Source organism: Catenulispora pinistramenti, assembly GCF_018274385.1.
GTDB lineage: Bacteria > Actinomycetota > Actinomycetes > Streptomycetales > Catenulisporaceae > Catenulispora > Catenulispora pinistramenti.
The window spans coordinates 1-18,820 of sequence record NZ_JAAFYZ010000012.1; the positions used below are offsets into that span (position 1 = coordinate 1).

15 protein-coding genes and 1 riboswitch are annotated in these 18,820 nt (G+C 70.5%); of the genes, 7 read left to right on the forward strand and 8 right to left on the reverse strand.

Going from position 1 to position 18,820, the window contains the following annotated elements:
* Window positions 1–563: 563 nt before the first annotated feature.
* Window positions 564–1,463 (reverse strand): alpha/beta fold hydrolase, encoded by a 900-nt coding sequence (locus KGQ19_RS05490; protein ID WP_212007965.1) that lies wholly within the window; start codon window positions 1,461–1,463, stop codon window positions 564–566.
* A gap of 146 nt (window positions 1,464–1,609) precedes the next feature.
* Here KGQ19_RS05490 and KGQ19_RS05495 point away from each other — a divergent pair, with 146 nt between their 5' ends.
* The 5 genes from KGQ19_RS05495 to KGQ19_RS05515 all read left to right on the forward strand — a co-directional run bounded on the left by KGQ19_RS05495 (window position 1,610) and on the right by KGQ19_RS05515 (window position 7,220).
* The gene (locus KGQ19_RS05495; protein WP_212007966.1) at window positions 1,610–2,860 is read left to right on the forward strand and encodes a GNAT family N-acetyltransferase; all 1,251 of its coding nucleotides are present in this window, start codon (window positions 1,610–1,612) and stop codon (window positions 2,858–2,860) included.
* 17 nt (window positions 2,861–2,877) lie between these two features.
* Window positions 2,878–3,732: an enoyl-CoA hydratase/isomerase family protein gene (locus KGQ19_RS05500; RefSeq protein ID WP_212007967.1), complete on the forward strand. Its 855-nt coding sequence runs from the start codon at window positions 2,878–2,880 to the stop codon at window positions 3,730–3,732.
* Window positions 3,733–3,917: 185 nt separating this feature from the next.
* Window positions 3,918–3,977, forward strand: a riboswitch (cobalamin riboswitch).
* Between the two features lie 124 nt (window positions 3,978–4,101).
* Entirely contained in the window at window positions 4,102–5,091 is a 990-nt protein-coding gene (locus KGQ19_RS05505; RefSeq protein WP_212007968.1) for an ABC transporter substrate-binding protein, read from the forward strand.
* Between the two features lie 339 nt (window positions 5,092–5,430).
* Window positions 5,431–6,438, forward strand: a complete 1,008-nt coding sequence (locus KGQ19_RS05510) for a FecCD family ABC transporter permease (RefSeq protein ID WP_212007969.1) — start codon at window positions 5,431–5,433, stop codon at window positions 6,436–6,438.
* Window positions 6,435–7,220: an ABC transporter ATP-binding protein gene (locus KGQ19_RS05515; RefSeq protein ID WP_212007970.1), complete on the forward strand. Its 786-nt coding sequence runs from the start codon at window positions 6,435–6,437 to the stop codon at window positions 7,218–7,220. Before KGQ19_RS05510 ends, KGQ19_RS05515 begins: the two co-directional genes overlap by 4 nt.
* Here KGQ19_RS05515 and KGQ19_RS05520 read toward each other — a convergent pair.
* The 6 genes from KGQ19_RS05520 to KGQ19_RS05545 all read right to left on the reverse strand — a co-directional run bounded on the left by KGQ19_RS05520 (window position 7,217) and on the right by KGQ19_RS05545 (window position 12,940).
* Entirely contained in the window at window positions 7,217–8,569 is a 1,353-nt protein-coding gene (locus KGQ19_RS05520) for an ABC transporter substrate-binding protein (RefSeq protein WP_212007971.1), read from the reverse strand. The two genes, KGQ19_RS05515 and KGQ19_RS05520, sit on opposite strands and share 4 nt — an antisense overlap.
* 89 nt (window positions 8,570–8,658) lie before the next feature.
* On the reverse strand, window positions 8,659–9,021 hold the full coding sequence (locus tag KGQ19_RS05525) for a hypothetical protein (RefSeq protein WP_212007972.1): 363 nt from the start codon (window positions 9,019–9,021) through the stop codon (window positions 8,659–8,661).
* 35 nt (window positions 9,022–9,056) lie between these two features.
* A complete protein-coding gene (locus KGQ19_RS05530) occupies window positions 9,057–9,551 on the reverse strand; it encodes a SigE family RNA polymerase sigma factor (RefSeq protein WP_212007973.1) in 495 nt (164 codons plus the stop codon).
* Window positions 9,552–9,679: 128 nt separating this feature from the next.
* Window positions 9,680–10,585: a hypothetical protein gene (locus KGQ19_RS05535; protein ID WP_212007974.1), complete on the reverse strand. Its 906-nt coding sequence runs from the start codon at window positions 10,583–10,585 to the stop codon at window positions 9,680–9,682.
* Window positions 10,586–10,699: 114 nt separating this feature from the next.
* Window positions 10,700–12,325, reverse strand: a complete 1,626-nt coding sequence (locus KGQ19_RS05540) for a long-chain fatty acid--CoA ligase (RefSeq protein WP_212007975.1) — start codon at window positions 12,323–12,325, stop codon at window positions 10,700–10,702.
* A 42-nt stretch (window positions 12,326–12,367) separates the two neighbouring features.
* A complete protein-coding gene (locus KGQ19_RS05545) occupies window positions 12,368–12,940 on the reverse strand; it encodes a SigE family RNA polymerase sigma factor (protein ID WP_212007976.1) in 573 nt (190 codons plus the stop codon).
* 314 nt (window positions 12,941–13,254) lie between these two features.
* Between KGQ19_RS05545 and KGQ19_RS05550 the strand changes: the two genes are divergently transcribed.
* Window positions 13,255–15,000 (forward strand): hypothetical protein, encoded by a 1,746-nt coding sequence (locus tag KGQ19_RS05550; RefSeq protein ID WP_212007977.1) that lies wholly within the window; start codon window positions 13,255–13,257, stop codon window positions 14,998–15,000.
* Between the two features lie 122 nt (window positions 15,001–15,122).
* Here KGQ19_RS05550 and KGQ19_RS05555 read toward each other — a convergent pair whose 3' ends face one another.
* The gene (locus KGQ19_RS05555; RefSeq protein WP_212007978.1) at window positions 15,123–16,238 is read right to left on the reverse strand and encodes a DUF1906 domain-containing protein; all 1,116 of its coding nucleotides are present in this window, start codon (window positions 16,236–16,238) and stop codon (window positions 15,123–15,125) included.
* Window positions 16,239–16,396: 158 nt separating this feature from the next.
* Here KGQ19_RS05555 and KGQ19_RS05560 point away from each other — a divergent pair, with 158 nt between their 5' ends.
* A complete protein-coding gene (locus KGQ19_RS05560; protein ID WP_212007979.1) occupies window positions 16,397–18,688 on the forward strand; it encodes a heavy metal translocating P-type ATPase in 2,292 nt (763 codons plus the stop codon).
* The last annotated feature ends 132 nt before the right edge of the window (window positions 18,689–18,820 follow it).

Sequence of the window (18,820 nt, forward strand, 5' to 3'; positions counted from 1 at the left end):
GGAACGGACCGCACCACCTCACAAACCGCAGCCGCTGAGACTCACCCGGCCACCCGAGGGAACCGCGCTAGTTTCCCTGAGGTTGCCGAGGCCCGCCGGAGGCCCGGCTCTTCATCACAGTTTTTGATCTTGATCTTGACCTTCAGCTCTTGATCTTGCCTGTGCTGTTGATCTTGCTTTTGATCTGGCTTGTGTCCTTGCTCTGACTTGCTGGAGTTGAAGAGGCCTGAGGTGGGGCGGGGTTGTGAACGCGAAAACCGGCAGCCGACAAGCAAACCCGCCGCCCCGAACCCCGAACCGGCACAACTATGACCGAAGGCCGTAAAAAGCTTTACAACCACAGCTCAACCGCAACCCGGCCCTCTACTGCATCCAGCCAGCAATCCAGCGAAACCGCCACGCCGACGACCTCCGCCCAGGCCAAATCATCACCAGACCAAATCATCACCAGGGCGACCGTTGCCTGATACGGCACTAGCCATCGGTTGTCGGCTTCTGGCTTGCCGACTACCGACTACCGACTACCGCCTCGCCAATTCGCTGCTCGCGACCGCCACCGGCCGTCAGCTCTTCAGCCAGTCGAGCAGTTCATTCGTGAAACGCATCGGCGCCTCCTCGTGCGGGAAGTGGCCGATGCCCTCCAGCAGCCGCCAGCGGTAGGCGGCGGTGACGTAGCGCCCCGAGCCCCGGGCGACGTGCGGTAGCAGGGCGTTGTCGAGCTCGCCCTGCATGTGCAGTACCGGAACCCGCACCTCGGTGCGCATCCGCTGCGCGAACCGCATCCCGTCCGGGCGGACCAGGGACCTGATGAGCCAGCGGTAGTACTCCAGCGAGGAGTGTGCGGCGCCGGGGACGAGCATTGCGTCGCGGTAGCGCTGCGCCACGTCCAGCTCCGGCCATCCGGTCGCGCCCCATTCCGCGAGCAGCTGCTCGACCAGCATGGCCGCGTCGCGGGTCAGGGCTTTCTCCGGGGCCCACGGTCGCTGGGCGGACCACATGAAACGGGCCGCGGAGATCTGCTTGGGGTCGCTCAGCAGGCTCTGGCGCAGTCGGCGCGGATGGGCCGAACCGGTGACCGCCAGGCGGTTCACGGCTGCCGGTCGGAAGACCGCCGCGGTCCAGCCGATGAAGGCGCCCCATTCGTGGCCGACGAGTGTGGCGTTGGACTGGCCGAGTGCCCGGATCACCCCGGTGACGTCCATGGTCAGGGTGAGTGGGTCGTAGCCGCGCGGGGTCTTGTCGCTGCCGCCGTAGCCGCGCAGGTCCATCGCCACGGCGCGGTAGCCGGCGTCGGCGACCGCTGGGAGCTGGTGCCGCCAGGACCACCAGAATTCCGGGAAGCCGTGCAGGAACAGCACCAGCGGGCCCTCGCCCATCTCGGCGACGTGGAACCGGGCGCCGTTCGCGGAGATGTCGCGGTGCGTCCACGGGCCGGCCAGGCGGATCGGATCGGAATCCTGCATGGGTTCAGCCTCCCACGTGGCGCACGCTCTAGGTTGCCTCCTCCGCCGGTGCGTACGGGTGGCCGGTGGGCACGGCAGGCCGGGATCGGCGGCGGGTCGGGCGGAAATCGGCTCGCTCAGACGGGGCGGTGATGTTGCCATGGAGTATGAGCACAAACGCTGCGGCCTACCCGGTTCGTCCCATCACCAAGGGCGAGACCGAGGACTTCTACGCGCAACTCAACTTCGCCTTCCATGAGGAACCGCCGGAGGAAATGCAGGATCTGTGGCTGCGCCTGGTGTCCCGGGAGCGGACGGTCGCCGCGTTCGACGGCGACGAACTGATCGGCACCGGGGGCGACATCCCCTTCGAGCTGACGGTGCCCGGCGGGGTCACGGTGCCGACGGCCGGCGTCACGATGATCACCGTGAAGGCCACCCACCGCCGGCGCGGCATCCTGACCGGGATGATGCGGCACCAGATGACCGGCTGGCACGAGCGCGGCGACGCGGCGGTCGCGACCCTGTTCTCCTCCGAGCCCGCGATCTACGGCCGTTTCGGCTATGGGGTGGGCACGCATGCGCTCGCGCTCACCATCCCGCGGGGCGGTGAAGGGCTGTCGGCGGTGCCCGGCAGCGACGGGTTCCAGATGCGGATGGTGGATCCGCGCAAGGCGTACGACCGCTGTCAGGCGGTGTTCGACGCGGTCCGGCTGGGCCGTCCGGGCATGGTCGCCCGCATCGGCAAGGGCTGGGGCGACGTGGCGACGCTCGACAACGAGTTCACCCGGGACGACGCCGGCCCGCTGCGCTGCGTGGTCGCCGAGGACGCCGCGGGCCAGGTGGCCGGCTACGCCCGGTACCAGGTCGAGGCCGACTTCGACAATCCGGCGCGGCCCGACGGCAAGGTGCAGGTCCGGGAGGTCCACGGCCGCGACCTCGCCTCCTACATCGCCGTGTGGCGCTTCCTGACCGACATCGACCTGACCCTCGAGGTCCACGCCGAGGTGCCGACCGACGACCCGCTGATGTTCCTGCTCGCCGACCCCCGGCAGTCGGTGCCCCGGGTGGAGGACGTGCTGTATGTGCGGCTCGTGGATGTGGACCGGGCACTCGCCGGGCGGCGTTACGCGGCGCCGGTGGATGTGGTGTTCGAGCTCGCGGACCCGTTCTGCCCGTGGAACACCGGCCGGTGGCGGCTGAGCGGCGACGCCGACGGCGCGGTGTGCACGCCGACCACGGACCCGGCCGATCTGGTGCTGGGGCCGCGCGAACTCGGCACGGCCTACCTCGGTGGCCTCTCGCTCAGCGCGCTGGGCCGGGCCGGGCGGGTCGAGGAACTGCGGCCGGGCGCGCTGGCGGCGGCGTCGCGGGGATTTGTGAGCGAGGTCGCGCCGTTCGCGCCCTTCGAATTCTGATCGGTATGTTGGCGGCCATGAGCGACATTACCGAGAAGGATGCTGTGTCTGAACGGCCTTACGGCGGGGGCGGCGTACTCCTGCGGCGGCACCCGGCATCGGGCAACGGCGTGGTCGCGGAGATCGTGCTGAACCGGGTCGGGGCGATGAACGCGATCTCCACCGGGATGGCCGCGGCGATCCGGGACGTCGCGCCGGAGCTGGCCGAGGACCCGACGGTCCGCGCGGTGGTGGTGTCCTCGGCACCGCCCGCGGTCGAGGGGAAGAACCACGCGTTCTGCGTCGGCGTGGACCTGAAGGAACGCAACGAGATGAGCGACGCCGAACTGGTCGCCACCCGCCCGGCGTTCCGCCGCACCTGGGGCGCCTTCGGCTCGCTCCCGATGCCGGTCATCGCCGCGGTCTCCGGCTACGCCCTGGGCGGCGGCTGCGAGCTGGCCCTGGGCTGCGACCTCATCGTGGCCGACGACGGCGCGGTCTTCGGCCTGCCCGAGGTCTCGGTCGGCGTGATCCCCGGCGGCGGCGGCACCCAGACCCTGGTCCGCCGGGTCGGCATGAACCGCGCCGCCGACCTGATCTTCACCGCCCGCCGGATCGACGCCGACGAGGCCGACCGCTTCGGCATGGTCGACCGGCGGGTGCCGGGCACGTCGACGGCGCGCGCGGCGGCTCTGGAGCTGGCGCAGCAGATCGCGAAGAACTCGCCGATCGGCGTGCGGAACGCCAAGCACGCGCTGAAGACCGGCGCCGACCTGCCGCTGGCCGCCGGGTTGGATGTGGAGGACGGCGCGTGGCGGGCCACGGCGTTCTCGGCGGACCGGGCCGAGGGCGTGCGGGCGTTCGTGGAGAAGCGTTCTCCGGTCTGGCCGTAGCGAGCGGTGAAGGTATGCGGGTGTCTGGCTGAGTTGTCCAGATTGTCAGGCCGAGTTATACCGATTGTTCGGCTGCGTTATACAGATCACGGGTCCCGCGGCGGCTCAGGGTTAGTCGCGGGGCCCGGCGCTTGCTAGCGTCTTGGGTGACGGCGGTTCGCGCCGTCCACATCGTGTGCAGCGAAGCCGGTGGGAATCCGGCGCTGTCCCGCAACTGTGAGCTCCCCGGCGGGGAGCAAGCCAGGTCGCCTCACGCGCTGTGCCAACGTTCGGCCCTCGCGGTTCGGGGCGGTCCGGCTGTGCGCAACCACGGTCACCTGGGCCGACGCGTGCCGTGCGGGTCGCGGATCAGCCGGAGGAGCTGACCTCGTGCACTCTCGTCCGCACGCCCTGACCCGGCGGATAGCCGTCGGTGTCGTCGCGGCCTCGGCGCTGTTGGCCGCCGGCTGTTCGTCCTCGAAGTCGACGCCGGCCGGGTCCGGGTCCTCGACCATCCCGGCCACGTCCACCAGTGCCGGCGCCGCGGTGTTCCCGACCACCATCACCGCCAAGAACGGCCCGGTGAAGCTGGCGGCCGAGCCCAAGAAGATCGTGTCGTTGTCGCCCTCGGCCACCGAGGACCTGTTCCAGATCGGCGCCGGCTCCCAGGTGATCGCCGTCGACGACCAGTCGAACTACCCCGCCAACGCGCCGAAGACGACCCTGTCCGGCTACAAGCCGAACGCCGAGGCGATCGCCAAGTACAACCCGGACCTGGTCGTGGTCGCCGACGACAGCTCGCAGATCGTGGAGCAGCTGGGCAAGCTGAACGTGCCGGTCCTGTGGTTCGACGCCGCGAACAACCTCGACGACGCCTACAACCAGATCACCGAACTCGGCGCCGCCACCGGCCACGCGACCCAGGCCGCGACCGAGGTCGGCACCATGAAGCAGCAGATCAACGCGGCGATCGCCGGCGCCAAGAAGCCGGCCAGTCCGCTCAAGTACTACTACGAGGTCGGCACCCCGGGGAACTACAGCGCCACCTCCAAGACCTTCATCGGCTCGATCTTCGCCCAGTTCGGCCTCACCGACATCGCCGACCCGGCGGATAAGACCGGCGGCGGCTACCCGCAGCTGTCCGACGAGTACCTGGTCACCTCGGCCCCGGACCTGATCTTCCTGGCCGACACCAAGTGCTGCCAGCAGACGGCGGCCACCGTCGCCGCCCGCCCCGGCTGGTCGGCGATCCCCGCGGTCAAGAACGCGGCCAAGGGCACCGTGGTCGGCCTCGACGACGACATCGCCTCCCGCTGGGGCCCCCGCCTGGTGCAGCTGGTGCAGCAGATCTCGAAGGCCGTGAACCAGGCCCAGGGCTGAGCCACGACGATGGGGCGCGGAGCGGACTCGGAGACGACGCCGGGCGTGGGCGGCACCGATGCCGCGCGCCCGGGCGCCGGTCCGCTGGCGATGGCAGGTGCGGGTGAAGACGGCCTTGCCGAGATGAACGCTTCGGTGCCGAGCCCGACAGGTGCCCTGGCTGTTGATCACTCGGCGACCGATGACCTGGTGCCGGAATCGGCTGGCATCGGCGAGTCGAACAGCGATCTGTCTGCGAGTCCTGATCGTTCAGCGATCGATGGCCGGGCGACCACCATCACCAGCGCCACCTCCGCTCCACACCGTTCCCGTCGCCCGGCCCGCCCCACCATCGCGCTCTTGGCGGCGACCGCAGTCCTCCTGCTCGCGGTCCTCGTCTCCAGCCTCGGCGGCGCCGCGGGTCTGCCGGTGCTCGGCACCACCGAGGCGTTGCTCGACAAGCTCCCCTTCGTCGACATCCACACCGGGCTCGGGCCGGTGCAGCTGAGTGTGCTCAACGAGATCCGGCTGCCGCGCGTGTTGTTGGCGACGTTGGTCGGTGCGCTGCTCGCGCAGGCCGGGGCCGCGTATCAGGGCGTGTTCCGCAATCCGCTGTCCGATTCCGGGACCATCGGTGCGTCGGCCGGTGCCGGTATGGCCGCGACGCTCGTCATCGTCTACGGCGGCGGGCCCGAGCACACCGTGGCGGGCATCGGTGCGGTGCCGCTGGCTGCCTTCGTGGGGGCGCTCGGCGGAGTGCTGGCCAGCTACGTGCTCGGCACGCTCGTGGGGCGCGGGGGCACTGCCTCGCTGATCCTCGCCGGCGTCGCGGTCAGTTCGTTCGTGGGGGCGGTGCAGACCTTCGTCATGCAGCGCAGCACCGCGGATGTGCGGCAGGTGTACTCGTGGCTGTTCGGGAGCTTCGCCGCGTCCGACTGGTCCCTGGTGCGGCTGGCCCTGCCCTACGCTGTCATCAGCGTCCTGATCGTCAGTGTGCACGCCAGGCACCTGGACGTTCTGGCCCTCGGCGACGACGAGGCGGCCACGCTCGGCCTGCACCCGGTGCGCACGCGGCTGATCGTCCTGGCCGCCGCCTCGCTGGCCACCGCCACGGCCGTCGCGGTGAGCGGCATCATCGGCTTCGTCGGCCTGGTGGTGCCGCACGTCGTGCGGCGCGTCGCGGGCCCGGGCCACCGGCTGCTGCTGCCGATGAGCCTGCTGGTGGGCGGGGCGTTCCTGGTGCTGGCCGACCTGCTGGCCCGCACCGTGCTGGCCCCGGCCGAGCTGCCGATCGGCGTGGTCACCTCGTTCGTCGGCGCGCCGTTCTTCCTGGTCATCCTGCGCGCGACCCGGGAGCGCGACCGGTGAGCGCGGTCAAGGCCGCCGGGGTGCGGGTGACGCTGGACCGCAAGTCGATCCTGCGCGGCGTGGACCTCGCCGTGGCCTCCGGTTCGTGGCACGCGGTCCTCGGCCCGAACGGCGCGGGGAAGTCCACGCTGCTCAAGGCGATCGTGGGGATCCTGCCCTACCAAGGCGAGATCCAGGTCGGCGGCGAGGCGGTCGCGAAGCTGGCGGCGAAGGCCCGGGCCCGGTTGATCGCCTACGTCCCGCAGCAGCCGCAGCTCCCCGCAGACATGACCGTCGCCGAGTACGTCCTGCTCGGCCGCACCCCGCACCTGGGCTACCTCGGCGTCGAGTCCCGCACGGACCGTGCGGTCGCGGACGGCGCGCTGGAGCGCCTGGACCTCGCCGGATTCGCCGGCCGCCGGCTCGGCGCGATGTCCGGCGGCGAACGCCAGCGCGTGGTCCTGGCCCGGGCCCTGGCTCAGCAGGCCGGGGTGCTGTTGCTGGACGAGCCGACCACCGCGCTGGACCTCGGACACCAGCAACAGGTCCTGGATCTGGTCGACGAACTCCGTTCCACCGAGGGCCTGACCGTCATCAGTACCCTGCATGATCTCAGCCTCGCCGCGCAGTACGCGGATGACCTCACCCTGCTGGTCGACGGTGCGGTCGTCGCCCACGGCACGGCCCGCGAAGTCCTTACCGAGCAACGGATCGCCGAGCACTACGGAGCTCGCGTGCGAGTCTTCGACGACGGCGCGGGACGCCCCGTCATCCACCTGGTCCGCGACCGCCGACCCGGCTAAGGCGAATAAGAAACCTGAGGCACGTCATAGCAGTTCGTGTCCATATCGGGCACCCGGGTCACCCAACCGCCCTGCCCGCCGTTCGCAGAGTCCTGCCATTGCGCGACGTCGAAGCACGCGTGCGTCGTCCCGGTCGGTGCCTTCACGTCGAACTGCGCCGGCGTGATGATCCCGTGCGCGTCATAAGGCTTCCCGGAGTTCATGAACTTCTCGACGCACACCCGCGTCACATCCGCCCCGCACGAAGCCACCGCGTCGGTGAGCCACTGCGCCGAGGCCCAGCCGTCGATCTCCCACTCCGACAGCTTCCCCTGCCGATCCGGGAAGTACTTCGCCATCGCATCCCGGAACGCCTTCACCGCCGGGTTCGACGTGTCCTCGTAGTTGGCGTCGGAGGAGTTCGCGTACAACAGGTTCCGGCACTTCGGCGCGTCCTTGTACGTCGTGGCGACCGTGGCGTCCCAACTCTGCACGGTCGTGAACTTCGCCTTGATCGGCACCCCGGCGTCCTCGATCGCCTTGCACAGCCGGGCGTTCCCGTCGGTGTCGATGGTGTCGAAGACGACGTCCACACCCTTGTTCTTCATGTCCAGGGCCGCGGAGTCGAAGTCGGCCAACGCGATGTCCAGCTGCTCCGGGACGACCGTGAACCCCTCCTTGCGCAACGCCTCGGCCTCATAGGAGGCGTACCGTGCCGAGTCGGCCTGGTTGTACGAAACGAGCCCGGCGACGTGCGCGCCCAACACGGTCTTCGCATAGTGCTCGGCCTCAGTGGACGAATACAGCTTCCCCTGCCAGCCGATGGTCTTGCCGTCACGCGGATAGTCGCTGCCGTAGATCGAGTACAGGTGCGGGTACTGGTCGTACGCGTTGCTGATCGGCTCGCCGCCGATGTCCGGCACGTCCTTGGCCGAGACGTAGGACGCACCGTCGTACTGGAAGATCGAGTTCCCGGCGAACGCGAACACCTTGTCCTGGTCGATCAGCGTGTGCGCGCAGGACACGTCGGTCCCGCCGACCCCCTGGTCGTCACAGGTGACGAAGCTGATCTGCCGGCCGTTGATCCCGCCGGCCGCGTTCAGCGCCTTGAAGAACGCCTGCGCCCCGTACATCGGGCCGGAGAAGGTGTCCGGGCCGAGCAGCGAGTCCACCGAATCGATCATCCCGATCTTGATCGAGGTCGGGGTGACGCCGATATCGCCGGCCGCGTTCGCCGAGGCGGCAGCGGTCGAGCCCGTGCCCGGTGCCGCGGGGTTCTGGGAAGTGAACGCCGAATCCGGCAACCGCGTGCCGCACGCCGCGGTTCCGAGCAGCGTCAGACCCGCTCCGAGCACGAAGATCCGCCGCATCGGTCCTCCCGCGAGGTGGTACCGGACTGCCGAACCGCGTGTATCAGGACTCGATATCCCTACCGGGCCCGCGAAAAGCCTAGCTCGCCTCAGGGATCCACGCTCGTGGTCCCGGCACTGGTCCCGCTGCTGTCCACGCCGCCGCTCCCGGTCGACACCGAGGCCGCCGGCGGGGGCTGGCCGCCGCTGCCGCCGCCGCCCGGGAGCACCACGGTGCCGCTGGAGTGCGCGACCGCCGCGATCCCGGCGACCATGCCGAAGCCCGCGACGCACAGCGCCCCGGCCGCCAGGCCGGTGCGCACCCGCTGCCGGTGCCGGATGCGACCGCCGAGGACCTCCACGGTCGCGATCACATCGTCCACGTCCGGCAGCCCGGGTTCCCCGGCGGCGAAGGCGGTCCCGATCAGACCGCGCATCGCGTCCTCGCCCGCGGACGCGTCCACCGCGTTCATCCGTGTCCTCCCTTCGCCGACTCCGTGCCCATCGCTCAGACCGCCTGGTGTACAGACGAGTCGAGAAGTCCTTTGAGTTTCGCCAACGCCCGCGCGGTGTCCGACTTCACAGTGTTGGCCTTCATCCCGAGTGCCTCGGCCGTCGCCTCGACGCTCATATCGTCCCAGAACCGCAGCGCCACGACCGCCCTTTGCCGCGGCGAGAGCTGCTTGAGCGCCGCCATCAGCGCCAGCCGGGTCTCGATCTCCGGTTCCTCGGTGCCGGAGTCGGGTATCTCGGCGATGGCGACCTCGTGGTTGCGGCGCTTGCGTGACTCGTCGATGTAGGTGCGCACCAGGACCTGGCGCGCGTAGGAGTCGACGGCCTCCACCGCGCGGACCCGGGACCAGGCCACGAACAGCTTGGCGAGGGTCTGCTGCGTCAGGTCCTGTGCCTGGTGCCAGTCGCCGCACAGCAGATAGGCGGTTCGCCGCAGGGCACCCTGGCGGGCGCTGACGAACTCACGGAAGTCGTCTGTTCCCGACCGCATCCTTAATCAGTGGCCTTCACAAATGTCGGCGGCGTGCTGGGACTGCTCAGTGCCTGGACTGCTCAGGTGGTGCTGCGTCGTGCCGGTGGCGCTGATCAGACAGAAGCGAGTGCTCGGCGGCGGGTCGGTCAGTTGCCCACGAGCGAGGCGGTCAGCAGGCCGAGCACCGCCGTGGCGGCGTCGGCCGCCGGGCCGGTGTCCGGACCGGTTTCCAAGTCGTAATACCCGGCGTCGTCCTTGGCATACCCGCGAGTGTAGGTGAGCACGACATACCGGCCGCGGCGCTGTGCCACGACGGCGATCGTGGTCCCGCTGCCGGTGTCCGTATAGACGAAGACACCCTGCGAGTTGTCCCAGGACGGCGCGACCTCGCCGATGCCGCCGCCGACGATCGGCTTCTTGTCAGCGGGCCCGCCGCAGTTCGCCGCGCTCGGGTCGATCGTCCCCATGGCGTTCACGGCGGTCTGGGCGGCGTCCGCGCTCTGATAGGCGATCGCGGTGCTGACCACCCAGTGCGCGGGGTTGCCGTCGCCGGCCGGAGTGGAGTTCGAGCCGGACGGACTCGACGTCGAGGACGAGCCCTTGTGGCTGGAGCTGTGGCCGGTCGCGGGGGCCGAAGGCGTCGACGGTGCCGTCGGCGTCCCGGCCGCGCCGCCGGTCAGCTGGTCGGCCCGGAAGTAGCTGGTGACCGGCTGCAGCGTGGTCTGCTTGGTGTCGATGATGTTCTTCGTGCAGGCCCACGCCTGCTTGAGCAGCAGCTTCGACGGGTCGGCGCCGGTCCACGCCGACCAGCTGCTGTCGGTGGCGAACGAGCTGTCCAGCTCCTGCGAGGTGAGCTGCAGAGAGTTCAGGACCTGGACGTCGTTCTCGTTGGCATTGGCGTTGGCGTCCGCCTGGGACTGCGACGCCGCCGCGTTCGCCGCCGCGGACCCGCTTCCCGAGGAGGAACCGGAGCACGCTGTCATCGAGACCGCGGCCATTATCGAGGCCGCGCCCGCGGCGGCGCAGCGCGAAAACCGCCGAGATATCCGCATGTCCGCGGTGCCTCCCCAGACGAGTACTGATGTTCCAACTGATGTTCCAGCTGCTCAAGTTCTCGGCACTCTACACTGCGGACTTTTCCCTTGAAGAGACGTTCCAGGGCAGGTCTACAACACTGTGACCTCAAGGTCACCGGCGGCATACGCGCGGCGCACTTCCTTCTTGTCGAACTTACCCACCGAGGTCTTCGGAACCGCCTGGAGAAAGGTCCAACGCTCGGGAAGCTGCCATTTCGGGATCAGTCCCGACAGATACTCGCGAAGTTCGACCGGCGTCGCCTCGGCGCCCTCGCGCAGCACCACCGCGGCCAATGGGCGTTCCTGCCAGCGCGGGTCCGGGACGCCGACCACGGTCGCCTCGGCGACGGCCGGGTGCGCCATCAGGTGGTTCTCCAGCTCCACCGAGGAGATCCACTCGCCGCCGGACTTGATGACGTCCTTCTCCCGGTCGGTCAGCGTCAGGTAGCCGTCCGGGGTGATGGTGCCGACGTCGCCGGTGCGCAGCCAGCCGTCGTGGAACCGCTCGGGGTCCTCGTCCCGGTAGTACGCGCCGGTGATCCAGGGCCCGCGGACCTCCAGCTCGCCGACCGCCTCGCCGTCGTTGGGCACGATGGCGCCGTCCGGGCCGGCCAGCCGGGCCTGCACCCCGGCCGGGAAGCGGCCCTGACTCACGCGGTAGGACCAGGCCCGCTCGCCCTCGGCGCCGGCCGGCGGCTGCGAGACGCTGCCCAGCGGCGAGGTCTCGGTCATCCCCCAGGCGTGGATGATGCGCATGTCGTAGCGCTCTTCGAAGGCGCTCATCAGGGCCGGCGGCACCGCCGAGCCGCCGACCACCGCGCGCTTGAGCGTCGGGATCTTCTCGCCGGTGGCGTCCAGGTGGTTCAGCAGGTCGCTCCAGATCGTCGGCACCGCGCCGGCGAAGTCCGCCCCGGAGTCGTGGATCGCCCGCACCAGCGCCGGGGCCTGCATGAACCGGTCCGGCATGACCAGGCTCGCGCCGCTCATCAGCGCCGCGTAGGGGATGCCCCAGGCCATCGCGTGGAACATCGGGACGATGGTCAGGACCCGGTTGGCCTCGTTCAGCTGGAACGACTGCGGCATCGTGACCTGCATCGAGTGCAGGTAGATCGAGCGGTGGCTGTAGACGACGCCCTTGGGGTTGCCGGTGGTGCCGGAGGTGTAGCACATCGCGGCGGCGTCGGTCTCGGCGAAGTCCGGCCAGTCATAGCTCGTGGGTTTCCCGGCCAGGAGTTCCTCGTAGTGGTGGATCCGCTTACCGGCTTGTTCCAGCGGCGCGGTGTCCCCGGCGCCGACCACCACCACGTGCTCGACCGTCTCGAACCCCGGCAGCACCCGGGCCAGCAGCGGGATCAGGCTGCCGTCGACCAGCACCACCTTGTCCTCGGCGTGGTTGGCGATGTACGTGATCTGATCCGGGTACAAGCGGATGTTCAATGTGTGGAGCACGGCGCCCATCGACGGGACGGCGAAGTATGTCTCCAGGTGCTCCTGGTTGTTCCACATGAACGTGGCCACCCGCTGGTCGCCGCGGATCCCCAGATCGTCGTGCAGCGCGTGCGCGAGCTGCGCGGTCCGGGCGCCGACCTCGGCGAACGTGCCGGTGCGCAGCCCGTCGGCGGTGACGGTGTGCACCTTGGAGCCGGAGTAGGCGGTCGAGGCGAACCTTAGGAGCGTCGCGATGCCTAGCGGGGTCTCCTGCATGGTCGAGCGCATCGCTGGCCTCCAGAGGGATTGAGGTTACCGGGCGGTACCCCGTCAGTCTGCATCGACCTTGGCGGATTTCGGAAGAGGTTCTCCGGCAGGCGGGCGAAGCGGGGCCGGGATGGCGACCCGGGCGTCGCGCAACGCCCCGTCTGTTCGGAGCTTGGCAAGGGCGCGTGAAGCCGTTGACTTCACGGTGCCGACTGAGATCCCCATTACCGCGGCCGTCTCGGCTTCCGACAGATCCTCGTAATAGCGCAGCACCACCACCGCGCGCTGGCGGCGCGGCAGCTGGGCGAGCGAATTCCAGACCGTGGAGCGCAGTTCGATCTCCGCCGGGCCGGTGTCCTCCCAGACCTGCTCGGGGAGCTGGTCGGTGGGGTATTCCTCGACCCGGCGCTTGCGCCACCAGGAGGTCTGGGTGTTCACCAGAACGCGGCGGACGTATCCGTCGAGCGCGCCTTTGTCCTGGATGCGGTTCCACGACAGGTAGGTCTTGGCCAGCGCGGTCTGCAGCAGATCCTCGGCGTCGGCGCGGTTCCCGGTCAGGAGATAGGCGATCCGCAGCAGGGCCCCGGAGCGTTCCGTGACATAGCGAGAGAACTCCTGGTCTCTGTCCGCCGTCACGCCCCAACGTTATGCCGAGGAGACGCCGGGATGACAATCGAGGGTTGTCCCGACCGGTGTGGATCTGGAAGTTGTGGGCAGCACACAGAAATCACGGCTTGTTCTTAGTAGATGCCCTACCGCTGGGCTCCAGTATTGAGTACCGTTTGCGCAACGATCCCACCACATCAGTGGACATTGATCACGTACAGCACAGCGGACACAGCGGCATCAAGGGCCGCCTCATTTCCGAGCTTTTCGAGCCGAGGCGGGCGATACAGGGTGAATAAGAGCAGGGTTCCGGATTCGCACTCCGGAGAACGGTCAGGCAGCCGATGAGCGTCGCGTACGGCGAGCAGCAGAGGAACAGCTCGGCTCTTGGCGCGGCCGGGGCCGGTGGACCGCGGGAGCTGGAGCGCCAGTACCACGTCGTGCTGCAGGACTCCCTGGGCGTCCCGGCTCTCGGCTTCCGCGAAGGCACCTGGTTCCGCCTGACCGTGACCGGTCCGCAGCCGCTGCAACTGCGCGGTGCGATCCGGACCTGCCCGCACGCCGCCGGGTCGATCGTGCAGATCGCCTGCTGGTGGATGCGGGAGAACCCGATGCAGCCGCGGTCCCTGGACCTGGCCACCGAGCTGGCGCTGACGGTCGGCGAACTGGTGCGGGTGTGCCCGGCCGACGGCCTCGGGACCACCTCGATGGACCTGCTGCCGATGGCGATGGCCGCGGTGGCGCAGAGCGGTCCGCCGGTGCCCTCGGCCCCGGCGCTGCCGAGCGGATCGAGCGGGTACTCGGCGTCCGGTTCGGGATTCGGGTCCACGCCGGCACTGGGTTCGTCCTCGTCCTCGTCGGCGTCGAGCGACGCCTTCGGCACCAGCCCGGCGTTCGGCTCGCAGAGCGCGCTCAGCAGCTCCGGGTCCTACAGCACCGGCAGCGAGAACCTGTACGGCAGCGGATCGAGCGCGGCGTCCGGCTACGGCTCGACGAGCGGGTACGGCCAGACGGCCGGCGGCTACGGCTCGACCAGTGGCTACGATTCCGCGAACGGTTCGAGCGCCACGTCCACCGGCAGTTACAGCACGCCCAGCACCTACGGCTCCTCGTCGACTGATGCCTACGGCTCTTCGACCAGCGCGTACAGCTCCGGCACGACCGGCTATGACACGACCGGCTATGGCACGACCGGCTACGGCTCGTCCACGAGTTCGCCGACCGGCTACGACTCCACTTCGAGTTCGGCGGGCGGCTACGGCTCCGGTACGTACGCGACTGTTTCGGATCCGTTGAGCCAGCCTTCTTACGCGACGTCCGCGGACCCGCTGGGTCAGAGTTCGTACTCGTCCGCGGACCCGCTGGGTCAGACCTCGTATTCGGAGCCCAATCCTTACGCCAACTCCCCGGACCCACTGGGACAGGGCTCTTACTCGACCGGCTCCTACGCCGCCGGCAGCGCCTACGACGCGGCTCAGACCTCGTACTTGCCCGCCGCGACCGGCGCGAGCCCGGCCGACAGCGGGTGGTTCGAGTCCGCGGACGGGACCGGGACCGGCGGGTTCCCCGCGGTGCCGCCCGCCCCGGTCATGGGCCGTCCGGCGCCGAGCGCGCCGCGGCCCGCGCCGCCCGCTCCGGTCTCGGGTCAGAAGCCTTACTCGGGTGCCGGTTCCGGCTCGGGTTCGGCACGCGGCTACAACGGCGGTGCGACACAGCAGGCCGCGTTGCCGCCGGCCAACCGCGGCCGCGAGGGCAATCCCCGGGAGAAGCCGGGCGGCGCCGACTGGGAGCCGCGTGCCGCGGCACCGCGTCGGCCCGCCGCCGGCACCTCGCACCAGCCGCGCCCGCAGCAGCAGGCGGCCGCTCCGCGCCCGGTTCCGGGCGGCGCCGGCGGTGGCCAACAGCAGCAGCCGCGTCCCCGTCCCCAGCAGCCCCGCGACGGCTACGGCCGGCCCGCCGAGCCGCAGGATCCGGGCCGCTCCAGCGACCGCAACGGCGTCCCGCCGCGTCGCCCCGCTCCCAACGCGCAGCCGCGCGGGACGATGGGGCGCCGGCCTGCGAGCCGGCCCGGTCGGCCCTCGGAGCGGTAAGCACGATCATCTGACGTCCAGCGGGCCGCCGAACCGAACGGCAGCCCGTCGGCGGCGGCCCGGCGCAGACCCGGCGCTGGTCCAGCGCCGATCCAATGCCGCGTCCGACCCCGCGTCCGGGGTCAGCCCAATGCCGCGACCGGCGCGTCCAGCACGTTCAGGTCGATGTTCAGCCGCTTCCCGCCGTAGGTCTCGTTGTGGCCGCCCTGGTACTGCTTGATCCGGCGCGGCCCGGGCCAGTACTTGTCGTTGAGCGTCGGGTCGCCGAACAACCGCGGCACCTTGTCCCAGTGCGCGTACCACGCCACGTCCGCGCGATAGGCCGCCCCGCTGTCGTACACCAGCGCCATGTCCGCGATCGCCCCCTGGGAACTGCTGTAGATCCCTGAGACGAACCCGCGGGCGTGCAACTGGTCGGTCCACGCGCTCAGGAACGCCTGGACGTCCTGGGTGCAGCCGGCGTCGTTGCGCGGGTAGTACTCCATGTCGAAGTAGATCGGGCTGCCCGGGGCGATGCCGAAGTGGGCCGCGCGGTTCGCCGCGTCGTTCGCCGCCTCCTGCCCCTGCGTCCAGCGCCGGCTGCGGGCGATCAGCGCCGGGTGGCCGCCGCCGGGGTCCTTCCAGCACGGCGCCTGCAGGCCGACGTAGATCGGGAAGAACTTCCAGCCCTGTTTCGCCACCGTCTGGAGCCAGCTCGGAGTGAGGTTGCCGTCCGGGCAGGCGCGGTCGATGCCGCCGATGTAGATGCCGACCGCGTGGTACGGCGAGGCGCCGGCCCAGGCCTTCATGGCGTCCGTGGACGGGGCCGCGCAGGTGTCGAAGCCCAGCCCGTCGTACATCGCGGCGGCCTTGATCGCCCGGTCGGGGATGCGGGAGCGGGTCCGGGGCGCGGTCTCGGGCTGCTCGTCGGCGTAGTCGGCGGGGCTCTTGTAGCTCCGGGTCCGGGTCACCTTGCCGTCCGAGGCGATCCGCACGGTGTCCGTGCGGCCGACGGCGGCGGCCGGGCAGTTCTGGTCCGACCCCGGATCGCCGAGGTACACCGCGTGCCGGTCATACCGGATACAGGTATGCGGCTCGGCCGCCAGATCGTGGACCGGCCAGCTCACCGGGACCTCGACCGTGCTCCCCGCGAAGCTCACCGTCTTGACCCCGGACAGCGGCCCGACCGCGGCGTAGGCCGCATCACCGCAGCTCAGGGTCAGGACGGCGGTCAGGGCGGCGAGACGGAACAGACGCATGACGACCCGCCTACCCGCTGTTACGCAAACGATCACCCAAGGCGACCCCGGCGGCCCAATCGTCGGATCAGCTGACCGGCCGCTGGCGAAATACCCCTAGGGGGTATAGTGTTACCGACGATGAGAGACTGAAGCCCGTCTGTGAAGCGGAGGCAGCGATGGCGGAGACCACCTTGGAGGTGCCGGCCGAGTCCGGCCCCCTCAACGATGTCGAGTTGGCCATCGGCGGCATGACCTGCGCGTCCTGCGCCTCACGGATCGAACGCAAGTTGAACAAGCTGGACGGCGTCAGCGCTACCGTGAACTACGCCACCGAGAAGGCCAAGGTCAGCTTCCCGGCCGACTACCAGCCCGCGGACCTGGTCGCCGTGGTCGAGGCGGCCGGCTACACCGCCGCGCTGCCCGAGCCGCCGGCGCCCGCCGGGCCGGTCGCCGAGGACGGCGAGCCCGCCAAGAGCGTCGCCGAGCTGCAGGACGAGCGCCGGGCCGACGCGCTGCGGCAGCGCCTGACCACCGCGGTCGTGTTGTCCGTGCCGGTGGTGCTGATGGCGATGATCCCGGCCCTGCAGTTCCGGAACTGGCAGTGGGCCTCGCTGACGCTGTCCGCCCCGGTGGTCACCTACGCCGCCTGGCCGTTCCACAAGGCCGCGTGGACCAATCTGCGGCACCGCGCGGCGACCATGGACACCCTGGTGTCGGTCGGCGTCTCAGCGGCCTTCCTCTGGTCGCTGTGGGCACTGTTCTTCGGCGACGCCGGGATGCCGGGGATGAAGCACGGCTTCGACTTCGCCGTCTCCCGCACCGACGGCTCCGGGTCGATCTACCTGGAGGCGGCCTCGGGCGTGACCGCGTTCATCCTGGCCGGGCGGTACTTCGAGCACAAGGCGAAGCGGCGCTCCGGCGCGGCTCTGCGGGCCCTGATGACGCTGGGCGCGAAGGACGTCGCGGTGCTGCGCGACGGCGTCGAGGTGCGGATCCCGATCGGCGGCCTGGCCGTCGGGGACCGGTTCGTGGTGCGGCCCGCGGAGTTGGTGGCCACCGACGGGGTGGTCGAGGAGGGCCGCTCGGCGGTCGACGCCTCGATGCTCACCGGTGAGTCGGTCCCGGTGGACGTCGCCCCCGGTGACGCCGTCACCGGCGCGACCGTGAACACCGCCGGCCGGCTGGTGGTGCGGGCCACCCGGGTCGGCGCCGACACCCAGCTGTCCCGGATGGCCAAGCTGGTCGAGGAGGCGCAGAACGGCAAGGCCGCGGCCCAGCGGCTGGCGGACAAGATCTCCGCGGTCTTCGTCCCGACGGTCATCCTGCTGTCCCTGGCCACCCTCGCCTTCTGGCTGCTGCTCGGTTCCGGCGGCGTCGCGACCGCGTTCGCCGCCGCGGTCAGCGTCCTGATCATCGCCTGCCCCTGCGCCCTGGGCCTGGCCACCCCGACCGCGCTGATGGTCGGCACCGGCCGCGGTGCGCAGCTCGGCGTCCTGATCAAGGGCCCGGAGGTGCTGGAGAACACCCGCAAGGTGGACACCATCGTGCTGGACAAGACCGGCACCGTCACCACCGGCGCCATGGCGCTGGTCGGCGTGGCGGTCGCCGAGGGCGAGTCCGAGTCCGAGGCGCTGCGGCTGGCCGGGGCGCTGGAGCACGCCAGCGAGCACCCGATCGCCAAGGCGGTCGCGGCCGCCGCGGCCGAGCGGACCGGCGCGCTGCCCGAGGTCGAGGGCTTCGAGAACGTCGAGGGCCTGGGCGTGCAGGGCGTGGTGGACGGGCACGCGGTGGTCGTCGGCCGGGAGAAGCTGCTCGCCGAGTGGGCCCAGCACCTGTCCCCGGAACTGGCCGCGGCCAAGGCCGAGGCCGAGGCGGCGGGGGGCACCGCGATCGCGGTCGGCTGGGACGGCCGGGCCCGCGCGGTGCTGTCGGTGGCCGACGCGGTGAAGCCGACCAGCGCCGAGGCGATCCGCGAGCTGCGGGCCCTGGGCCTGACCCCGGTCCTGCTCACCGGCGACAACGAGACCGTGGCCCGCGCGGTGGCCGCCGAGGTCGGCATCGACGAGGTGCTGGCCGAGGTCCTGCCGGTGGGCAAGGTCGAGGCCGTCAAGCGCCTCCAGGCCGCCGGCCGGGTGGTGGCCATGGTCGGCGACGGCGTCAACGACGCGGCCGCCCTGGCCCAGGCCGACCTGGGCCTGGCCCTGGGCACCGGCACCGACGCCGCGATCGAGGCCGGCGACCTGACCCTGGTCGGCGGCGACCTGCGCACCGCCGCCACCGCGATCCGCCTGTCCCGCCGCACCCTGCGCACCATCAAGGGCAACCTGTTCTGGGCCTTCGGCTACAACGTCGCGGCCCTGCCCCTGGCCGCCGCCGGCCTGCTGAACCCGATGATCGCCGGGGCCGCGATGGCCTTCTCGTCGGTCTTCGTGGTGAGCAACAGCCTGCGCCTGCGACGGTTCCACTAGCGGTTCGCCGGTAGCCGGGCCGTAGCCGGACATGCGGAAGCCCCGCAGACCCCCCTGGTGTCTGCGGGGCTTCGCTGTGTGCGGTGTAGCTGTGTTTCGCTGTGCTGTTCGTGCGGTGTCTATTCGTGCGGT

What these genes read in the sequence shown, in the direction of transcription:
- KGQ19_RS05490 (WP_212007965.1), bottom strand. Translation starts at nt 1,463, where the DNA reads ATGCAGGATTCCGATCCGATCCGCCTGGCCGGCCCGTGGACGCACCGC.
- KGQ19_RS05495 (WP_212007966.1), top strand. Translation starts at nt 1,610, where the DNA reads ATGAGCACAAACGCTGCGGCCTACCCGGTTCGTCCCATCACCAAGGGC.
- KGQ19_RS05500 (WP_212007967.1), top strand. Translation starts at nt 2,878, where the DNA reads ATGAGCGACATTACCGAGAAGGATGCTGTGTCTGAACGGCCTTACGGC.
- KGQ19_RS05520 (WP_212007971.1), bottom strand. Translation starts at nt 8,569, where the DNA reads ATGCGGCGGATCTTCGTGCTCGGAGCGGGTCTGACGCTGCTCGGAACC.
- KGQ19_RS05525 (WP_212007972.1), bottom strand. Translation starts at nt 9,021, where the DNA reads ATGAACGCGGTGGACGCGTCCGCGGGCGAGGACGCGATGCGCGGTCTG.
- KGQ19_RS05530 (WP_212007973.1), bottom strand. Translation starts at nt 9,551, where the DNA reads ATGCGGTCGGGAACAGACGACTTCCGTGAGTTCGTCAGCGCCCGCCAG.
- KGQ19_RS05535 (WP_212007974.1), bottom strand. Translation starts at nt 10,585, where the DNA reads ATGCGGATATCTCGGCGGTTTTCGCGCTGCGCCGCCGCGGGCGCGGCC.
- KGQ19_RS05540 (WP_212007975.1), bottom strand. Translation starts at nt 12,325, where the DNA reads ATGCGCTCGACCATGCAGGAGACCCCGCTAGGCATCGCGACGCTCCTA.
- KGQ19_RS05550 (WP_212007977.1), top strand. Translation starts at nt 13,255, where the DNA reads ATGAGCGTCGCGTACGGCGAGCAGCAGAGGAACAGCTCGGCTCTTGGC.
- KGQ19_RS05555 (WP_212007978.1), bottom strand. Translation starts at nt 16,238, where the DNA reads ATGCGTCTGTTCCGTCTCGCCGCCCTGACCGCCGTCCTGACCCTGAGC.
- KGQ19_RS05560 (WP_212007979.1), top strand. Translation starts at nt 16,397, where the DNA reads ATGGCGGAGACCACCTTGGAGGTGCCGGCCGAGTCCGGCCCCCTCAAC.